General features: G+C 39.6%; 20 protein-coding genes. 13 read left to right on the top strand and 7 right to left on the bottom strand.

Annotated features, from left to right (window positions below; all coding sequences use genetic code 11):
• The first annotated feature begins 85 nt into the window (after positions 1-85).
• The 10 genes from ESA94_RS06920 (at position 86) to aroQ (ending at position 6,256) form a co-directional block, all read left to right on the top strand.
• Complete coding sequence (locus ESA94_RS06920; protein ID WP_129130094.1) at positions 86-493, top strand: hypothetical protein; 408 nt, start codon at positions 86-88, stop codon at positions 491-493.
• Positions 494-611: 118 nt separating this feature from the next.
• Complete coding sequence (gene infA, locus ESA94_RS06915) at positions 612-830, top strand: translation initiation factor IF-1 (protein ID WP_129130093.1); 219 nt, start codon at positions 612-614, stop codon at positions 828-830.
• A 70-nt stretch (positions 831-900) separates the two neighbouring features.
• Entirely contained in the window at positions 901-1,017 is a 117-nt protein-coding gene (ykgO, locus tag ESA94_RS06910) for a type B 50S ribosomal protein L36 (protein ID WP_038084689.1), read from the top strand.
• Positions 1,018-1,126: 109 nt separating this feature from the next.
• The gene (gene rpsM / locus ESA94_RS06905) at positions 1,127-1,507 is read left to right on the top strand and encodes a 30S ribosomal protein S13 (protein WP_129130092.1); all 381 of its coding nucleotides are present in this window, start codon (positions 1,127-1,129) and stop codon (positions 1,505-1,507) included.
• 160 nt (positions 1,508-1,667) lie between these two features.
• Positions 1,668-2,072, top strand: coding sequence for a 30S ribosomal protein S11 (rpsK, locus tag ESA94_RS06900; RefSeq protein WP_129130091.1), 405 nt, complete (start codon positions 1,668-1,670; stop codon positions 2,070-2,072).
• A 178-nt stretch (positions 2,073-2,250) separates the two neighbouring features.
• Positions 2,251-2,856 carry a 30S ribosomal protein S4 gene (gene rpsD, locus ESA94_RS06895; RefSeq protein WP_129130090.1) on the top strand — a complete coding sequence of 202 codons (606 nt, stop codon included), beginning with the start codon at positions 2,251-2,253 and terminating at the stop codon, positions 2,854-2,856.
• A 127-nt stretch (positions 2,857-2,983) separates the two neighbouring features.
• The gene (locus ESA94_RS06890) at positions 2,984-3,982 is read left to right on the top strand and encodes a DNA-directed RNA polymerase subunit alpha (RefSeq protein WP_129130089.1); all 999 of its coding nucleotides are present in this window, start codon (positions 2,984-2,986) and stop codon (positions 3,980-3,982) included.
• Between the two features lie 95 nt (positions 3,983-4,077).
• Entirely contained in the window at positions 4,078-4,578 is a 501-nt protein-coding gene (gene rplQ, locus ESA94_RS06885) for a 50S ribosomal protein L17 (RefSeq protein ID WP_129130088.1), read from the top strand.
• An 87-nt stretch (positions 4,579-4,665) separates the two neighbouring features.
• Positions 4,666-5,787, top strand: coding sequence for a glutamine-hydrolyzing carbamoyl-phosphate synthase small subunit (carA, locus tag ESA94_RS06880; protein ID WP_129130087.1), 1,122 nt, complete (start codon positions 4,666-4,668; stop codon positions 5,785-5,787).
• A 49-nt stretch (positions 5,788-5,836) separates the two neighbouring features.
• Positions 5,837-6,256: a type II 3-dehydroquinate dehydratase gene (aroQ, locus tag ESA94_RS06875; protein ID WP_129130086.1), complete on the top strand. Its 420-nt coding sequence runs from the start codon at positions 5,837-5,839 to the stop codon at positions 6,254-6,256.
• Here aroQ and ESA94_RS06870 read toward each other — a convergent pair.
• From ESA94_RS06870 to ESA94_RS06845, 7 genes are all read right to left on the bottom strand, one after another.
• Positions 6,201-7,385 (bottom strand): sulfatase-like hydrolase/transferase, encoded by a 1,185-nt coding sequence (locus ESA94_RS06870; protein ID WP_164972669.1) that lies wholly within the window; start codon positions 7,383-7,385, stop codon positions 6,201-6,203. The two genes, aroQ and ESA94_RS06870, sit on opposite strands and share 56 nt — an antisense overlap.
• Positions 7,386-7,812: 427 nt before the next feature.
• Positions 7,813-8,982, bottom strand: coding sequence for a sulfatase-like hydrolase/transferase (locus tag ESA94_RS06865; protein WP_164972668.1), 1,170 nt, complete (start codon positions 8,980-8,982; stop codon positions 7,813-7,815).
• Between the two features lie 393 nt (positions 8,983-9,375).
• A complete protein-coding gene (locus ESA94_RS06860) occupies positions 9,376-10,749 on the bottom strand; it encodes an SAM-dependent methyltransferase (RefSeq protein WP_129130083.1) in 1,374 nt (457 codons plus the stop codon).
• Positions 10,733-10,903 carry a hypothetical protein gene (locus ESA94_RS21385; protein WP_164972667.1) on the bottom strand — a complete coding sequence of 57 codons (171 nt, stop codon included), beginning with the start codon at positions 10,901-10,903 and terminating at the stop codon, positions 10,733-10,735. The genes ESA94_RS06860 and ESA94_RS21385 overlap by 17 nt, the downstream gene beginning before the upstream one ends.
• Positions 10,900-12,012 carry a M20/M25/M40 family metallo-hydrolase gene (locus tag ESA94_RS06855; protein WP_129130082.1) on the bottom strand — a complete coding sequence of 371 codons (1,113 nt, stop codon included), beginning with the start codon at positions 12,010-12,012 and terminating at the stop codon, positions 10,900-10,902. Before ESA94_RS06855 ends, ESA94_RS21385 begins: the two co-directional genes overlap by 4 nt.
• 88 nt (positions 12,013-12,100) lie before the next feature.
• A complete protein-coding gene (locus tag ESA94_RS06850) occupies positions 12,101-12,934 on the bottom strand; it encodes a UbiA prenyltransferase family protein (RefSeq protein ID WP_129130081.1) in 834 nt (277 codons plus the stop codon).
• Between the two features lie 12 nt (positions 12,935-12,946).
• Positions 12,947-13,420, bottom strand: coding sequence for a hypothetical protein (locus tag ESA94_RS06845; protein ID WP_129130080.1), 474 nt, complete (start codon positions 13,418-13,420; stop codon positions 12,947-12,949).
• Positions 13,421-13,469: 49 nt separating this feature from the next.
• On the opposite strand from ESA94_RS06845, the gene ESA94_RS06840 reads away from it, so the two are divergent.
• From ESA94_RS06840 to ESA94_RS06830, 3 genes are all read left to right on the top strand, one after another.
• Positions 13,470-14,450: a LuxE/PaaK family acyltransferase gene (locus ESA94_RS06840; protein ID WP_240671003.1), complete on the top strand. Its 981-nt coding sequence runs from the start codon at positions 13,470-13,472 to the stop codon at positions 14,448-14,450.
• Positions 14,451-14,529: 79 nt separating this feature from the next.
• Positions 14,530-15,456: a class I SAM-dependent methyltransferase gene (locus tag ESA94_RS06835; protein WP_240671002.1), complete on the top strand. Its 927-nt coding sequence runs from the start codon at positions 14,530-14,532 to the stop codon at positions 15,454-15,456.
• A 110-nt stretch (positions 15,457-15,566) separates the two neighbouring features.
• Positions 15,567-17,783 carry an ATP-binding protein gene (locus tag ESA94_RS06830; protein ID WP_129130078.1) on the top strand — a complete coding sequence of 739 codons (2,217 nt, stop codon included), beginning with the start codon at positions 15,567-15,569 and terminating at the stop codon, positions 17,781-17,783.
• The last annotated feature ends 28 nt before the right edge of the window (positions 17,784-17,811 follow it).

The following is a 17,811-nucleotide window of genomic DNA, read 5'->3' as shown; positions in this document are numbered from 1 at the left end:
AAGATCGTTTTACAATCTCAAGAGGTATTGTTTTGCCGATTTATTTAAATCAGTAAATTAGAGGAAACAATAAAACGATTGCATTATGATTAAAATTTCCGATCTCAGAGAAGGCGATTTCGTAATGGTAAACAACGAAGGTTCAACAATGGAAGGGGAAGTTACAGCCATAGACACCGTACAGAAAATGGCACAGGTATCCACCGGTGAAAACAACGAATTCTGGTACGAGGCCGATGCCCTCAGCTCTATCCCCCTCAGCGATGAGGCACTTAAAAAAATCAATTTTCAGCGTGAAGATCAGCCCGATGGTTCAGTAAAATATTTAAAAGGCGCTTTCCGGGTACAGATCGAGCGGCCAAACGATTTTAATAAGCTTAATTTCTGGTACAGAGAAGATAAAAGGTATGTAAATCAGCTTATTGCGTTGCATGAGCTACAGAACTACTATCTCAATATGACCAAGGTGCATCTTACAGCGGCGATGATTTAATTCCCGATTCTTTATAAATTTGGCCCCGATCGGATATTTTTTTTTGAAAATGCCCGTCGGGGCTGATTTTTTTGTACAATTTTCAGGAAATCCTCCTATCTTTGCGACCCCAAAAAGTATGGCGAAACAAGCACTAATTAAGCAAGACGGTAAAATTTTAGAAGCATTGAGCAATGCTATGTTTCGTGTACAGCTCGAAAACGGCCATGAAATTCTGGCTACTATTTCCGGCAAAATGAGGATGCACTACATCCGCATCCTGCCTGGCGATAAAGTAGGGGTGGAAATGAGCCCGTACGATTTGAGCAGGGGACGTATTATTTTCAGATATAAGTAAGCACTGCTTATTCATATAATTATATAACAATAGCTCGCAGCGAACAGCTTGCAGCACAAAGCTTAAGAAAATGAAAGTTAGAGCATCCATTAAGAAGCGTAGCGCCGACTGCAAGATCGTTCGCAGAAAAGGCAAGCTTTATGTAATTAACAAAAAGAATCCCCGCTTCAAACAGCGCCAGGGATAAGAAGTAAGATTCAAAACCCAGAAACCAAATCGCAAACAAATATTTGGATTTTGGAATTTGGATTTTGGAATTTGAAACAAACAACAATTTAAAAAATAACAGATAAGTTATGGCTCGTATTGCCGGTGTAGATTTACCAAAAAACAAAAGAGGCGAAATAGGACTTACCTATATCTATGGTATTGGTCCCGCTACTGCCAAATACATTTTAGATAAGGCAGGTATTGATGTTAACAAGAAAGTTCATTCATGGAATGATGATGAGCTGAATGCTATCCGTAACATCATTACAAATGAGTTTAAGGTAGAAGGTCAACTGCGTAGTGAAGTGCAAATGAGCATCAAGCGTTTGCTTGATATCGCTTGTTACCGTGGCTTGCGTCACCGTAAAGGATTACCAGTTCGTGGTCAGCGTACTAAAACAAACAGCCGCACACGTAAGGGTAAACGTAAAACGGTTGCAGGTAAGAAGAAGGCAACTAAGAAGTAATAAATGCCAAAAGCTGTTAGCCACGAGCTATCAGCTTTTAGTTTTTAATATGCACCGGTTCTTTCAGATCAGCAGCAGATGTTTGGTGCAACGGAGCGTTGATCTGGTCCTGTTCAAAACAGGATTATTTTAAACAAAAGATTACCTCAGGTTTTCAATTATGGCAAAAGCACAACAGGTGAGCGCTAAGGCAGCCGCCAAAAAAAGAGTTGTAAAAGTTGATGCACATGGTGATGCACACATCAGTGCAACATTCAACAACATCATCATCAGTTTAACAAACAAACAAGGACAGGTTATTTCCTGGAGCAGCGCCGGTAAAATGGGCTTTAAAGGCTCTAAGAAAAACACTCCTTATGCTGCACAGGTTGCATCTGCAGAAGCTGCGAAAGTTGCTTTCGATGCAGGTATGAAACGTGTAGATGTTTATGTAAAAGGACCCGGTTCTGGTCGTGAAAGCGCTATCCGTGCTTTATCACAATCAGGTATTGAAGTAGCAATGATCAAAGACGTTACTCCTTTACCACACAACGGTTGTCGTCCTCCTAAAAAGAGAAGAGTTTAATAGAAGTACGAAATGCGAAGTACCAGGTACGAAAACGTACTTTGTACTTCGTAACTCGTACTTACATACATATTTTTGAATCGCCATTGATTCATTTTAACAAAGGGTGACTGATTAATTTTTAACGCTTTTACTGATCAGTTCACCGGTTTCTAAAAAGCGTAAATGAATAAAAACTATGGCACGTTACACTGGTCCTAAGACCAAGATCTCCCGTATTTTCGGTGAGCCAATCCTCGGAAATGGTAAATGGTTGGGTAAAAACAGCAATCCTCCTGGCCAACATGGCGCACAACGTAAACGTAAAACTTTAGGTGAATACGCTTTACAGCTGCGTGAAAAACAAAAAGCTAAATACACTTATGGTGTATTAGAGAAGCAATTCCGTAAAACATTTGAAGAAGCTGCACGTTTGAAAGGTGTAACTGGTGAAAACCTCATCCGCCTTCTCGAAGCACGTTTGGATAACACTATCTACCGTTTAGGTATTGCTCCAAGTCGTCCTGCTGCACGCCAGCTCGTAAGCCACAAACACGTTACAGTTAACGGCATCGTGGTGAACGTTCCTTCTTTCCAACTCAAACCAGGCGACATTGTGAGCCTGAAAGATAAGAGCAAGGATAATACTTCTGTAACAAGCCAGATCAAAGGAAAAAATCCTAAGTTCAACTGGATTGATTATAACGAAGCTGAAATGAAGGGTACATTCATTGCTTTCCCTGAACGTGAAAGTGTTCCTGAAAACATTAAGGAACAACTGATCGTGGAATTGTACAGCAAGTAATAAGCCTTGAGCCGTTAGCTTTTAGCTAATAGCCCATGGAATTACAAAAAGTACAAGAGTGCGACGCAACATCAGCTCCACCAAGGCTTAACAGCCGATTACAAAAATGTAAAACAGAAACTTCAATATGGCTATTTTGAATTTCGTAAAACCCGACAAAATTGTTCTTCAGAAAGCAACTGATTTCGAAGCTCAATTTGAATTCCGTCCGCTTGAGCCTGGTTACGGTGTTACCATTGGTAACGCTTTACGCCGTGTGTTGCTCAACTCTTTGGAAGGTTATGCTATTACCGGTATTAAAATCGAAGGCGCCGACCATGAGTTTGCAACTGTAAAAGGTATCAGCGAAGACGTAGTGGAAATCATCCTTAACTTAAAGCAGGTTCGTTTTAAAAAGAAAGTTGATCATGACGTTGCTCATGAGAAAATTACTTTGAGCCTGAAAAACAAAACTGAATTCACTGCTGCTAATATCGGTGAAGGAACACAGACGTTCGAAGTAATGAACCCTGAGTTACTCATCTGCACAATGGATCCAAGTGCAAAGCTTGACATTGAAATCAACATTTCAAAAGGTCGTGGTTATGTTCCTGCAGAGGATAACAAACCAAAAGATGCTCCATTTGGTTTTATTGCTACTGATTCGATCTTTACGCCAATTAAAAACGTAAAGTACCTGATTGAAAATACACGTGTAGAACAACGTACTGACTTTGAAAAGTTGGTGATGGATGTTGTTACCGACGGTACAATTCACCCGGAAGAAGCAGTTAAGCAGGCAAGCCGCATTTTGATTCAACACCTGATGATCATCACTGATGAAAACATCACTTTCGATAACAAAGAAGAGAAGAAAGAGGATGTGGTGGATGAACAAATGCTGCAATTGCGTAAGGTGTTGAAGACGCCTTTGGAAGATCTCGATCTTTCAGTACGTGCCTTCAACTGTTTGAAAGCTGCGAAGATCAACTCATTGAGTGAGCTTGTACAGTACGAACAGGAAGACCTGATGAAGTTCCGCAACTTCGGTCAGAAATCTTTGGCTGAAATTGAGCAGGTGTTAGGCGAAAGAGGCTTACACTTTGGTATGGATCTTCACAAAATGGGATTAGATAATATCGATTAATATCTTTTAGTCAGCTGCACTTGTGTAGCTGACTATTTTTTTTAACATAATCTTGTAATTCCTGACACGGTACAAGATTCTAAAATTTAAACGTCATGCGTCACGGAGACAAAATCAAAAATTTGGGACGTACCGCTTCTCACAGAAAAGCGTTACTGACCAACCTCGCAATTGAGCTGATTCAGCACAAACGTATTGTTACAACCTTAACTAAGGCAAAATCTTTACGTACATGGATCGAGCCATTGATCACAAAAGCAAAAGATAACTCTACGCACAGCCGTCGTGTTGTGTTCAGTTACTTACAAAACAAAGAAGCAGTTGCTGAATTGTTTGGTGCTGTTGCTGAGAAAGTGGCAAGCCGCCCCGGTGGTTACACTCGTATTCTGAAGTTAGGTATTCGTACAGGTGATAATGCAGAAAAAGCAATGATCGAACTGGTTGATTTCAACGAAATCTACGGTAAAGGTAAAGGCGAAGCTGCTGCTCCTGCTAAGAAAACTCGTCGTGCCGGTGGTGCGAAGAAAAAAGCTGAAGCTGGCACTGAAGAAGCTGCTGCTCCTGCTGAAACAACAGAAGAAAAATCAGCTGAATAATTTTCGACTAACACTAAGTAATGTTGAAAAAAAAATAAGAAAGGGGCAGGCCATTTGGTTCTGCCTCTTTTATTTTTGCACTTAATTATGACACAACCACATAAGCCCACAGGAACTCAAACGGCCATTCTGATGTTGGAAGATGGCAATGTATTTTACGGTAAAGCATTTGGTAAAATTGGTACAACCACCGGCGAAATTTGTTTTAACACAGGCATGACCGGTTACCAGGAAGTATTTACCGATCCCAGTTATACCGGACAGATTGTTATTATGAACAATGTGCACACGGGTAACTATGGTACTTATGAAAAAGATGTAGAAAGCAACAGCGTAAAGATCAAAGGTTTGATTGGTCGTAACCTGGAAGATCGTTTTTCCCGCTATACAGCTGATAAATCGTTACAACAATATCTTGAAGAGCAAAACATTGTTTCTATTGAAGATGTAGATACAAGAGCACTTGTAGCGCATGTGCGTACAAAAGGTGCAATGAACTGTATTATCTCTTCAGAAATACTGGATGAAGCTAAACTGAAAGAAGAACTGGCGAAAGTGCCTTCAATGGAAGGATTGGAACTGGCAAGCACAGTGAGCACAACAGAAGCATTCAACATGGGTGATGAAAATTCACCTGTGCGTATTGCGGTGATGGACTTTGGTACAAAGCTCAACATTCTGCAATGCATGGTTGATCGTGGTGCTTACCTGAAAGTATTTCCAGCTAAAACGAAGATTGAAGAACTGAAAGCATTTAACCCTGCAGGTTACTTTATTTCAAATGGTCCTGGCGATCCTGCAAGTATGGATTATGCGATTGAAACAGTGAAAGCCATCATCAACGAAAAGAAACCAACTTTTGGCATCTGTCTTGGTCACCAGTTGCTGGCGTTGGCTAACGATATCAATACATTCAAAATGCATCATGGGCATCGTGGATTAAACCACCCGGTGAAAAACCTGGTAACAGGTTTGTGTGAGATCACCACGCAGAACCATGGCTTTGGTGTTGATCCGGAAGCGGTGCGTAAAGCAACCAATGTTGAGATCACACACGTGAACCTAAATGATGATTCAATTGAAGGTATCCGTTTGAAAGATCGTCCTGCATTCTCGGTACAATATCACCCGGAAAGCACACCTGGTCCGCACGACAGCCGTTATTTGTTTGATGATTTCATTAACATGATCAAAGCAAGTTTAAATTAATAGCAAGCCCCGATTTAAAACCGGGGCTTTTCTTTTTTATATTTATGCCATGAAGAAGATCGCCATCATTAACGGACCTAATTTAAACTTACTCGGTAAGCGTGAGCCTGGTGTGTACGGTAATCAATCGTTTGATGAATACTTTGTTGAACTGAAGGCAAAATTTCCTGAAGTGGAGTTTCATTATTTCCAGAGTAATGTGGAAGGCGAATTGATCAACGAGTTACAACGTGTAGGGTTTTCGTATGATGGTATTATTATGAACCCCGGTGGTTATACCCACACTTCAGTAGCTATTGGTGATGCCATTGCTGCAATTACTACTCCGGTTGTGGAAGTACATATTTCCAATGTACATGCACGTGAAGAATTCCGCAAACTCTCTCATGTAAGTGCAAAAGCTGCAGGCAGTATTATTGGTTTGGGGTTGAAGGGGTATGCGTTGGCTGTATCTTTTCTGATTTCTTAATTGTTTCTTTTTTCTCCGGAACAACAAGTGTGCTGCTGTCCTTTAGCAAAGGAAGTTTTGCATTGAAGTATTTATTCAATACAAGCCTGAATGTATTAACAGGTGATGCCGATTTGTACATACTTCCATATTCCTGATCGGGAAAATAGTAAGCTGAGTAATTATTGAAACTATAACCTTTTACACGTGCATCTTCTGTTTTAAATCCATGATCTCCTGCAACAATAATGATGCTGTTTTTTCTGTTGTGCGTTTGTATGTAGTTAACAAGGTCTTTTATTACAACTGTTGCATACTGTAGCTGCTGATAGTAATACTGTAATTCGTCGCCGGATGTTCGTACAATTGTTTTTTCTACTTCTTTTAAATTTCCTGCACTGTCAAATACATACGGGTCGTGGGGTATCATAAAATGACCATAAATAAATTTCGGAGCACCGGAATCCGAACAGCTTTGCTTTATTAAAGCAATGGTAGTGTCGAGTAATTGTTTTTTTTCTTCGTTTCTTTTTTGCATAATCCGGAATTGTTGTTTCCGCACAAAGTCGAAATCGATACGTGAATAATTCCAGAAAATGTCCCTGTAAATCCTGCCGGGGAGTGTTTTGAAGTAATAATGATCTTTCTTGAGGTTAATAAAGTAAGAATTGCCTGGCCAGTCAGGATTGTTGAAAGAAATGGGCTGGTAACTTTTTATTTGATAACCTTCCTTATTGAGAATACGGAAAAGTGAATTGTCTTTAAAAGAAGATGACCCCCAGAAATACACCTTCATATCGTCTTTTACAGGAGTGATCCATGGTGGGAGATACTCCATATTAAGAGTTGTACTTACCGAATGAATGGTCCAGTTATAATTAGCAGCAGCAGCTGATGCAAGGTAAAATCCTTTTTGTTGAAGAAAACTATCCAAAGGATGAATGTTTCTGCCTGTTGTTTGCTGAACACTTTGCGAAGATGCCATTGCATCAAAAAGCAGAAAGTAGATATCTGGTTTTGATGAATCAGGTAGTTCTGCTTGCGGTTTGTATTCGTTGAAAACGGAAAAACGAAAGTCGATAAGATTGTGTACACTTTTGTCAAGCTGATGTCGCTTAATGCTGTTTGGTATTTCTGAAAGAAGCAGCACAACAAATAGCAAGTTTAGAAAATTGAAAACACTTTCAAATTTGCTTTTTTGACGCTTAAGAGTAAAAAACAATAGAATGATTAAAAGAAGTAAAGCAGGTACGAGAAAACCAAAGCGAACAAGTATTGTATTGCTGCTTAACTGTTTCAATACGTCGTGCAGGTAACCAAATGTAAGAAAGGCAAGCGTAACGAAGAATGTAAAAATAGCCGCCTTTCTTTTGTTTCTTAGTAGCAGGAGGCTAATTCCCAAAACAACTGCAATGGAACCAAAAATCCATAAAGCATTCACTAATATAAATTGAGCTGACAGGAACCCGAACAACTCATTATATCCGCTATATAAAAAAAAAGCAGGCAGTAAAAAAAGAAATAGTGGATAAGTATGAAACGTTTCCTTAATCCGATTGTAAATTTTCTTAAACATATTACTCGTTGCCTGGTAATGTATATGGAATGAATATACTGCTATCTTTTAAAAGTGGCAGGCCTGTATTGAAATATTTATTCAGTACAACCCGGAAGCTGTTAACAGGACTAATAGAAGAATAAAGATTCAGGTAGTTGCTATCAGGGAAATAATAGGAGCTGAAATTATCAAAAACCATGTAGCTTCTTGTGCCATGTACATTGCGGTAACCATGATCTCCTGCCACAAGGATGATACTGTTTTTTTTATTGTTTCTAATGATATGCAGTACCAGTTGTAAAATTATATTGTCAGCAAATTTTACTTGCTCAAGAAACGCAGAGGGTTGGTCTGACTCATTAATATTGATGGTATTTGCTGGCGGCTTTAGTTTTCCTGTACTGTCGTAAATAAACGGATCGTGCGGCAATTGAAAATGTGCATATACAAATTGAGGTTGATTTTTTTTCAATGCACAAGATTGCTTTACCAGCTGGATAGTTTTTTCAAGATCTGCTTGATGCTGCAAGTTTTGCTTTTGTACTTTTGCGAAAATGTCAGAGGGGATCAGCTTATTTTTTATTCTTAAAAAACCCCACTTAAGATCTCTGTACATACGACCCGGGAGAGTTTGGTAGAAATAATTCATGCACAACATATCGCTGAAAAAAACTTTATTATCCCAATCGTTATTATTAAATGAAACAGGCTGATATTGTTTTATATCATATTCCTGTTTAAGCAGAAAACGGGTTAGCGAGTTGTCCAGAATAGAAGCAGATGCTTTAAAATACATTTTTGTTTCGTCCTGATAGATGTCAATTGGCGGAGTGTAATCCATGTTCAACATGCTCGCAATTGATAATACTGTAAGGTTGTAATTACTTTTTGAAAAGCTGTTGATGTAAAAACCTTCTTTTGAAAGTGAGCTGTCGAGATTGCTGTTATCGAAACTCCATTCCTTTTTCATTGCAATTGTTGAAGGCATTGCATCGAATACTAACAGGTAAATATCGGGCTTGATTGAATCAGGTATTGTAACAGGGTTTTTTATTGCTTTGTAAGCCTGAAACCGGTTATCAATTAGGTTGCCTCCTTTTTTATATGTAGCCCATCTGGCTGCTCCGTCAATAAGCTCATAGCACATCAGCAATAACATCAACGTATTTGCAAAAAGAAATGTTTGCAATAATTGTGTTTTATTCTTTCTAAGAATAAAGTAAAGTAAGACTGCAAGTAATAGTGAAACAGGTAAGATAAGAGCATAACGGGAAAAAAAACTGAGTAAATGTTGTTTTATGCTATCGTGTAAAGCTCCAAAACTCAGCATAAACAGCGTAATGCAGAAAGCAAAAATTGCAGCTTTCTGTCTCTGCTTAAACAGTATAAGTGACAATTGATACAATAGGCCTGTTAAACACAAGCATGCAGAAAAATTCAACAGAACAAATGAAAACGGAAAGAAGCCAAAGAAAGCATTATACCCATGCGAAATAAAAAAAACGGGTAGCAGCAGCAGGAAATAAGGTTTTTGCTGTAAACGTATTTTCAGCTTCTCTTTCATATTATCTGGAAATAGCAATTACTTTTTTCTATACACAAATATTGTGCGTTGCGAACCGTTAACTGTTACTTTTTGTTGCAATGAAAAGAACGACGCAAATGCTTTTTCAAACTCTTCAACAGTAAACTCTTCAAAAATATCTTTTCGCCATTGCAGCATGCTCTGCACTTTCGGATCTTCCTTTGGCACAAACTCTATAATAAGCGTTTTGCAGATTGAAGCAAAGAACGAAGCCAGTTGACCGAACGAAATATTTTTGGCAATTGCAAAGTGATGGATCAGTGCTAATGCCATGCATACATCTGCATTAGCCCGGCTGAAAAATGCTTTTCGTTCAGCATTCATCCAGCCCATTGCAGGCGAAGGATAGGTTAAGTCGAGTACAAGCGGTAAAATGTTTTTTCGCTTTTCTTTTTTTAACCGGTTGTACAATGAGTCGATACATGCACTGTCGAAATCAGTTGCAATAACGCTGGCATCTTGCCGGCAGAGCAGTGAAAATTCTCCCTCGTTTGCACCAAGATCGATTACGCTTTTGTACGATTCATCTGCAAGAATAGCACTAATCAGTTTTTTCTTTTCAGATAAATAAGTTTCGCTGAGTATTGTTTCGGAATAATAATTATTCCAGGTAGTTGTTTGCTGAGGCAGATTTAAACCTTCAATACAGCTGCACAAACTTTCAAGTATCTGTTCAATATTTTTCTGCGATAGTTTTTTTCCTGAGCCTTTCTGTTCGGTAGCAGGCTTCGCTGCAAGCTTGGCCTGTAAATGCACATGCAGGTAAACCACAGCGTTGAACTTTGTTTTAAAAGGCAAAAGTTTTGCTGTAATGTTTGCCGGAACACCATCCGGATAGCTTAACAGTAATCTGTTTACCTCCATTCCGGTATGTGCAGCAACCAATAACGGGTTAAGAAAACATTCGCAAAACTGCCGGTAGGCAATCCACGATTCACCTGTTGTATAAGTTTCAAACGAAAGTGTATCTATCAGCTTCCATTTACCATCAACCCATTGCATATTGGTATGCGTAGCATCTTTCAATATCATACCTTTCTGCAATGCAAGTTTGCAAACAGCAAGTGTTGCCAGCGCTGCATCTTTTAATTGGCTGAAACTCCATTCCCATGCATAGGATATGAAAGGCAGTTGTTGTGGCACAAGTGTTTTATACCAATCTGCACGACCAAGGTGATTATCGGTTGCTTCAGAAAAAGCTAAGAGTAAATTCTTCTTTTGTAATTCTGCAGCAAGGCCACTATTCATCAATAACGAATAGTGGCTTGCATATATAGTAGAAACGAAACGATAAACCGTTCCGTTTTGTTCATAAATAAAACCGGAAGGATCCCGGAACGAAGCAGGGTGATGATTAATCAGCTGATTCATTTTCCTCCTCTTCTTTAGGTGGCGTTTTTACGAAAAAGCTTTTGATCCAGTTCCATCCGCTTTTGAAATAAAAGATAACACCCAACACAGCTGCAATAATTACCTGAACCAGGTAACTGCCACTTCCGGGGTCGAGGTATAATAACTGCATCATAAGTAGCGCAGGTTTGTTTTTGGAGTTAATTCAAGTAAGGTTTCATACATCAGCATAATTGTGTTTTCAATATCGCTTTTGTGCAGCATTTCAACTGTTGTATGCATGTAGCGCAACGGAATGCTGATAAGCACACTCGGGCAACCATCATTTGCATATGCAAACGAATCGGTATCGGTACCTGTACTTCTGCTGAGCGAACGCCATTGCACCGGAATTTTTTTCTTCTCTGCAACATCGGTTACAAAGTCGAGCAGTTTGTTGTGTACTGCAGGTGCAGTTGCAAGTGAAGGGCCTTTGCCGCATGCAATTTCGCCTTCCACAATTTTACTGATCATGGGAGTCGTAGTATCATGCGTAACATCTGTAACAATTGCAATATCTGGCTTAATGCGGCGTGCAATCATTTCTGCACCACGTAAACCAATTTCTTCCTGTACGGCATTTACAATGTATAAACCAAACGGAAGCTTCTTTTTATTTTCTTTCAGCAGGCGTGCAACTTCAGCAATCATAAAACCACCAATGCGGTTATCGAATGCACGGGCAATATAATAGTCGTGTGCAAGCTCATCAAAACCTTCTTCGTAGGTAACTACACAGCCAACTTTAACACCTAACTCTTCAACTTCTTTTTTATTACGGGCACCGCAATCGAGCCAGAGATTATCAACACGTGGTTGCGGCTCTTTTGCATCGGGATTGCCTAAGCGTGTATGAATGGCAGGCCATCCGAAAACAGCTTTTACAATTCCTTTTTTACCGTGAATGAACACACGTTTTGCAGGAGCAATCTGGTGATCGACACCTCCGTTGCGTTTAAGATAAATTAAACCTTCGGGTGAAATATAGTTTACAAACCAGCTGATCTCATCCGCATGGCCTTCTATCACTACTTTAAATGTATGTTCGGGGTTAATTACACCAACTGCTGTTCCGTACGGATCAACAAAATGCGTATCAATATAAGGCTTCAGGTATTCGAGCCACACTTTCTGTCCGCTGATTTCGAAACCAACCGGTGAATGTGTGTTATGATAATTCTTTAAAAACTCCAGAGACCTGTCTGTAAGAATTGACTTTTTCTTTGCTGCTTTTGCTTTTGCCATCGGTTTAGTGCTTTCAGCAAATGTACGGTTTCGCTTCTTTTAAACGGAAGCGGTTAACTGTTTTTTGCCTGTAGCAGATGCTTAAGGTTTAGAGCAGCAGCAATAAGCTAAGGGCAGGAGAAAGAATCAGCAAGCCATCTACCCATGTTAGATAGAAGTAATCGCTGTTTTCATTTTTAGAAATACGCAGCAGGTAAATGGCCACTACCCCGGGAATGAGTTGCAGCAAGTGCAGGTAACTGTTAAAACGAATAGCTAAAAACACAACCGAGAAAGAATACAGTAGAATATTGATAAGAAAGAAAATTTCAAACTTGTGCTCGTTCATGATGTTTGCCGGGGTATGTACACCCATTTCAAAATCACGAAGCCTGTCCCGGTAATCGAAGATCATGGTGGCAAGTGCAACCAGCAAAAGCCTGCTTACAAACAGGAACACTTCATTGATGTTTGGTTCTACATTAAAAAAGGCCAATGGTAAAACCACAGTTGCATAAGCCCATACAAAACCAATGAAATAACTTTTGATGAATGTAAGAATAGAAGGCAGTTTGATGGGATTCTTCAACAGTAAAGGTGCTGTGTAAGCAGCGTTGAACAGAATAGCCAATACAATATGGGTATTAATGCTGCTGACTTTCCACCAAAACCAAAGCGTGGCAATGAGTGAAACGATATTGAATACAAGTGCAACAGTTTTGTTTTCTCTGAACCACAGCAACTGTTCGGAAGAGCTGCTTTTGTTGGCAGCAAAGCTGAAATGCATATTGTAGCTGAGCAGGGTTGCAAAGAACACAAACGCTATCAGCGTAAGCGGATAATCGAAAATGGAATAAAACAACTTGGTTTGAGCGCAAAGTGCAGCAGCGCTTATGGCAATAACCAGGTGTTCAAATAAAAGAAAACGAAACAACCTGTTCATCCGGCAAATATACTAGAAGCCAAGCGCAACGGGTTCTGTTGTAACGCTGTCGCTTCTGTTGCCTGCTTTGTCTTTAACAACAAAACGGAATCTTGAAACATCGGTAGCAGGAGGGCAGGAAGAACCACCTAACAAACCATACCCTTCAATATTAATGTTAGCGTATTTTACTTTAATGGTTACTTGTTGGTTTGCTTCACCGGGAAAATCGGGGATCTTATATCTGTCGTTTAGCAGCGTATTGCCGGGACAGGCGGGCGAAGCCGCATCAAGTTTATCAATTGTAATGGTATCCTGTACATCACCTTCTTTATCGGTAACGGTTAAATCGAACTCAACTACTTTACCAGTATTGCCCAAAGCATCGGTAATATTACCTACTCTTACCGATTTGATTTTGATCTGCGGCTTTGTTTGATATTTCTCTTTTCCACAGCCGGCGAGCAAGGCAGTTGTTACGAAAAGAAGTAATAGTTTTGCTTTCATTCGAGAATGTTCTTATTTCAAATTTAAGCATTAATAAGCCAACAAAAAGTTGATTCCTCTGTTTGTTAACAATCTTTTTCAGATAAACAGCGCTGTCTTTAACCAGGCAGCATTAGAGCTGTTTTCTTTTCAGTATAAGAATAATGCTGTTTACGGTGGGTTTGTTCAGGCATTGAACAAGCCGGTCGGGAGCATTCAAACAATTGAACGTATTCCTTTTTTGCCCATCAGTTTTTTTAAAACGCATGCCGTTAAAACCACTGCGTTTGAAGAAGAGCAGCTGTTTGAAAGCAGCGGCACTACACAAACTGTACAAAGCAAACATTTGGTAAAAAGTTTGAAGCTGTACGAAGATTCTTTTTTCAACGCATTTGCATTGCAGTATGGATTTGTCAAGGATTATTGTGTGCTGGGTTTGTTGCCATCTTATCTTGAACGGAAACATTCGTCGCTGGTGTATATGGTGCAACGAATGATGGATGAAAGCGGCCACCCGTTAAACGGATTTTTTCTCAGTAATGTAGATGAGCTGGCAAAACGGCTAATTGAGCTGGAAGAGCAACAACAAAAAACATTGTTGATTGGTGTAACCTTCGGGCTTCTTGATTTTGCCGAACAATATCAATTACCCTTGAAGCATACCATTGTTATGGAAACCGGTGGCATGAAAGGAAGAAGAGAAGAACTTACAAGAGATGAAGTGCATGCGCAATTGAAAAAGAGTTTTTTGGTTGATAAAATCCATTCGGAGTATGGAATGACGGAATTGCTGAGCCAGGCTTATTCAAAAGGCGATGGTATTTTTTATTGCCCGCCCTGGATGAAAGTGTTGGTTCGGGAAGAAGATGATCCGATGCAGCTGAAAACAAAAGGAAAAGGCGCATTAAACATTATTGATCTTGCGAACGTATATTCATGCAGCTTTATTGCTACCGACGATATTGGTGAGGTTTTTGAAGATGGCAGCTTTCGTGTAATGGGCCGCATCGATAACAGCGATATACGGGGATGCAGTTTGCTGGCACTGTAACAAGTAAGAAAATCCAAAAGCCAAAGCACAAGACATTCACTATTCACCACTCACAATCATGCTTTCAGATAAATTACAAATGTTTCAAAACCGCCTCTCCAAAGTGTATAAACACCGGGAGAAACAGGCACGGCGTATGGGCATTACCTGCTATCGGTTATACGATAAAGATCTGCCGGAGTTTCCGGTAAGTATTGATGTGTACGATACACGTGTTTGTGTAAGTGAATACAAAGCAAAACATCATCTTACCGAAGAAGAACACCAGGAGTGGCTTGAAGGAACCGTGGAAGTGATCAGCAGTGTATTGACTATTCCTGAAGATGATATTTATACAAAAGAACGTCGCAGAAAAAGTAACCGCCAGTCGCAATACCAGAAAACAGCAGAGGAAAAGGAGTTCTTTGAAGTAAAGGAAAACGGCTTAAACTTTTTGGTTAATTTATCCGATTATTTAGATACCGGTTTATTTCTCGATCATCGCACAACACGTAAAATGGTAATGGATGAAGTAAAGGACAAAAAAATGCTCAACCTTTTTGCCTACACCGGTTCGTTTAGTGTGTATGCAGCAGCAGGCGGTGCGGCAGAAGTGGTTACTGTAGATCTGTCGAATACCTATATCGATTGGGCAAAGCGGAATTTTGAAGCCAACTATTTTGTGGATCACAAAAAGTTTCGCTTTGTAGTGGCAGATGTAAAGCAATACCTCGATACATTAACACCCAATACATTTGATGTGGTGGTAATGGATCCGCCAACTTTCAGCAACAGTAAAAAAATGAAAGACTTCCTCGATATACAGGAAGATCATGTTGAACTCATCAACAAAACACTTCGTGCAATGAAGCCGGGAGGTATTTTATACTTCAGCAATAATGCACGGAAATTTGAGTTGAAGCAAGACGAGATAGCAGCAACAACCATTAAAGACATCACCAAAGCAACAACAACTTTCGATTTTGAAGGCAAGCTGCAACGTTGGTGTTGGCGCATTGTTCGTTAATTTCCGTTCGTAGTTTTACGAGCAGGGTATAGGGAAAAAACATGCAATGCAATATTGCCTGTAAAAAAGATTAAGCGTAATTTTTCAGTACCGTATCCAAATCCAAAACTATGAAACCAGGCTTGCGCTCTGTATTGTCTAATCCCCGCTTTAAACAGCTCGTCACATTTATTGGTATTGCAGTAATTCTTTTAACCGCTATCGGCTTTAATTATTTTGTAGAATCGGGTGTGTTCGATTCTGTAAAAGATCATACCGCACAAACCGATTCGGTTATTATGCACCAGCGTTACCAGCAGGCAATTGAAAAGGCTACATTTCTCATAACACAAAACGATCATCTTCTCGAACAATACATCGAATCAGGCGATCCGGTAAAACGGGATGCTTTTACAAAAAACCGTACAGAAGTAGAAAGCAGCCTTACCAAAGTGCGGGAGACGTATGACAGGTATGTGCCAAAATATCTTGTAAACCTGTTTGTACACAAAGCATCCAACCGTATTGAATTTAATAAAGAAACGCTGCATGTGTACGACGAACAGGGCAAGGAAGAAGCAATGCTTGTACTTGGCAGTGCAGAGTACAAAAAATCCTTTAAGGAAATAACATTAGGTGAGCAGGAAGTACTTGCTGCATTAGGTGCAAGAATTGCCCAGTTAAATAATACCATCAGCAACGAGAAAAACGAGTTGCTTCAGCTCGATAAAAAATGGAATCTTTTTTCACTCATTTTTATGTCGGCCATTGCGTTTGTTGTGTTATATAAAATAATCGAAACAAACAGGCTTAACAACAGGCTTTCAATTGCCATTCAAAAAGAGAAACAGGCGCAGCTGGTAAAAGATCAGTTTATTGCCAATGTTACACACGAATTACGTACACCGTTAAATTCTATAATTGGATATACCAACCTGTTGCTAAAAAAGCAACATACTGCCGAAACAACGCAGTGGATCAATTCAATGAAAGTGTCGGGTAATTTGTTAATGGAAGTAATCAACGATGTGTTGGATTATTCAAAACTCGAATCGGGCCATTTTCAGTTTTCGAATGATGCATTTAGTGTAAAACAGGTATTATCTAATTTGAATAATGTATTGCAGAACCGTGCAGAAAGTAAAAACCTGTTGTTGCATATCCATACCGATGAGCGTGTGCCTGCACATGTGTTGGGCGATGAAAAAAAGCTGATGCAGATATTAGTGAATCTTACCGGCAACTCTATCAAGTTTACCGAACAGGGATCGGTTTCTGTTTCCGCATCAGTAATAAAACAAACAGGCGATAAAGCCTGGGTACAATTTACTATACAGGATACCGGTATTGGTATTGATAAAGAAAAGTTGCCGTATGTGTTCGAACGTTTCTACCAGATAGAAAGTAAAACATCAAAAAAATATTATGGTACGGGTTTGGGCTTGCCAATTGTAAAACAGTTGGTAGAAATGCAGGGCGGCGAAATTGAAGTGTTCTCAACGCCCGGAGCAGGAACACAATTTAATTTGTTGCTGCCGTTTGCTATTACAACAGTGGATGAGCAGAAAGAAGAAACAGCAATCATTTGTAATGAAAGGCTAATACAAAAGAAAATCCTCATTGTTGATGATAACGAAATGAACCGTGACCTGATGGGTTATCTGCTTGCAGAGCATCAGTTTATTTTTGATAAAGCAGACAGTGGCGTTGCAGCATTGCAAATGCTGAAGCAGAAGGCCTACGATTTTATTTTGATGGATATACAAATGCCCGGTCTTAGCGGTATTGATACAACGAAAAAAATAAGAGCAGAATTAAGTCTCCAGACTCCGGTTATCGGGTTAAGTGCCTTTTGCCAAAGTATTGAACAGCAGAATGCTATTAGTGCCGGTATGAATGCTTATTTAACCAAACCGGTTGATGAGCGCAAATTACTCGAACTGTTAAACCATTACAACGATTGGAATACGCAACCTGCAATTCAGTTAAACACTCATCTTAAGCTGGTGAACATCGATTACCTGCATCGCTTAACGGGTGGTAATAAGGAAAGCATTCAGGATCTGCTGAACAAAGCATTTGATTTTTTACCTGGCGAAGTAAAACGATTACAGGAATCTTTTGCTGCAGAAGATCAAGCCCTCATCAAAGCAACTGCACACAACATGAAATCGACCTTAAAGATATTGGGTGTAAACGAGCATGTATCCAGTAAGGTTATCCAGATTGAGAAAGGAGATATTTCGAAAAATACCGAACGTGAACAGATGAAACATCTTATTGCTGAGATCGATTCGTCGGTGCAGGTTGTATTGCAGGAATTGAAAGAATACCTTGCTGCTGCATAAGCAGGGCAGCTTGCATATTCCATTTTAA

The sequence above is a fragment of the Lacibacter luteus genome, assembly GCF_004118265.1.
In the GTDB taxonomy this organism is placed as follows: domain Bacteria; phylum Bacteroidota; class Bacteroidia; order Chitinophagales; family Chitinophagaceae; genus Lacibacter; species Lacibacter luteus.
This window is presented reverse-complemented; position numbering and strand designations above follow the sequence as displayed.

Excerpts from the sequence above, each read along its gene's own strand:
- ESA94_RS06920 (WP_129130094.1), top strand. The coding sequence starts at position 86 with ATGATTAAAATTTCCGATCTCAGAGAAGGCGATTTCGTAATGGTAAAC.
- infA (WP_129130093.1), top strand. The coding sequence starts at position 612 with ATGGCGAAACAAGCACTAATTAAGCAAGACGGTAAAATTTTAGAAGCA.
- ykgO (WP_038084689.1), top strand. The coding sequence starts at position 901 with ATGAAAGTTAGAGCATCCATTAAGAAGCGTAGCGCCGACTGCAAGATC.
- rpsM (WP_129130092.1), top strand. The coding sequence starts at position 1,127 with ATGGCTCGTATTGCCGGTGTAGATTTACCAAAAAACAAAAGAGGCGAA.
- rpsK (WP_129130091.1), top strand. The coding sequence starts at position 1,668 with ATGGCAAAAGCACAACAGGTGAGCGCTAAGGCAGCCGCCAAAAAAAGA.
- rpsD (WP_129130090.1), top strand. The coding sequence starts at position 2,251 with ATGGCACGTTACACTGGTCCTAAGACCAAGATCTCCCGTATTTTCGGT.
- ESA94_RS06890 (WP_129130089.1), top strand. The coding sequence starts at position 2,984 with ATGGCTATTTTGAATTTCGTAAAACCCGACAAAATTGTTCTTCAGAAA.
- rplQ (WP_129130088.1), top strand. The coding sequence starts at position 4,078 with ATGCGTCACGGAGACAAAATCAAAAATTTGGGACGTACCGCTTCTCAC.
- carA (WP_129130087.1), top strand. The coding sequence starts at position 4,666 with ATGACACAACCACATAAGCCCACAGGAACTCAAACGGCCATTCTGATG.
- aroQ (WP_129130086.1), top strand. The coding sequence starts at position 5,837 with ATGAAGAAGATCGCCATCATTAACGGACCTAATTTAAACTTACTCGGT.
- ESA94_RS06860 (WP_129130083.1), bottom strand. The coding sequence starts at position 10,749 with ATGAATCAGCTGATTAATCATCACCCTGCTTCGTTCCGGGATCCTTCC.
- ESA94_RS21385 (WP_164972667.1), bottom strand. The coding sequence starts at position 10,903 with ATGATGCAGTTATTATACCTCGACCCCGGAAGTGGCAGTTACCTGGTT.
- ESA94_RS06855 (WP_129130082.1), bottom strand. The coding sequence starts at position 12,012 with ATGGCAAAAGCAAAAGCAGCAAAGAAAAAGTCAATTCTTACAGACAGG.
- ESA94_RS06850 (WP_129130081.1), bottom strand. The coding sequence starts at position 12,934 with ATGAACAGGTTGTTTCGTTTTCTTTTATTTGAACACCTGGTTATTGCC.
- ESA94_RS06845 (WP_129130080.1), bottom strand. The coding sequence starts at position 13,420 with ATGAAAGCAAAACTATTACTTCTTTTCGTAACAACTGCCTTGCTCGCC.
- ESA94_RS06835 (WP_240671002.1), top strand. The coding sequence starts at position 14,530 with ATGTTTCAAAACCGCCTCTCCAAAGTGTATAAACACCGGGAGAAACAG.
- ESA94_RS06830 (WP_129130078.1), top strand. The coding sequence starts at position 15,567 with ATGAAACCAGGCTTGCGCTCTGTATTGTCTAATCCCCGCTTTAAACAG.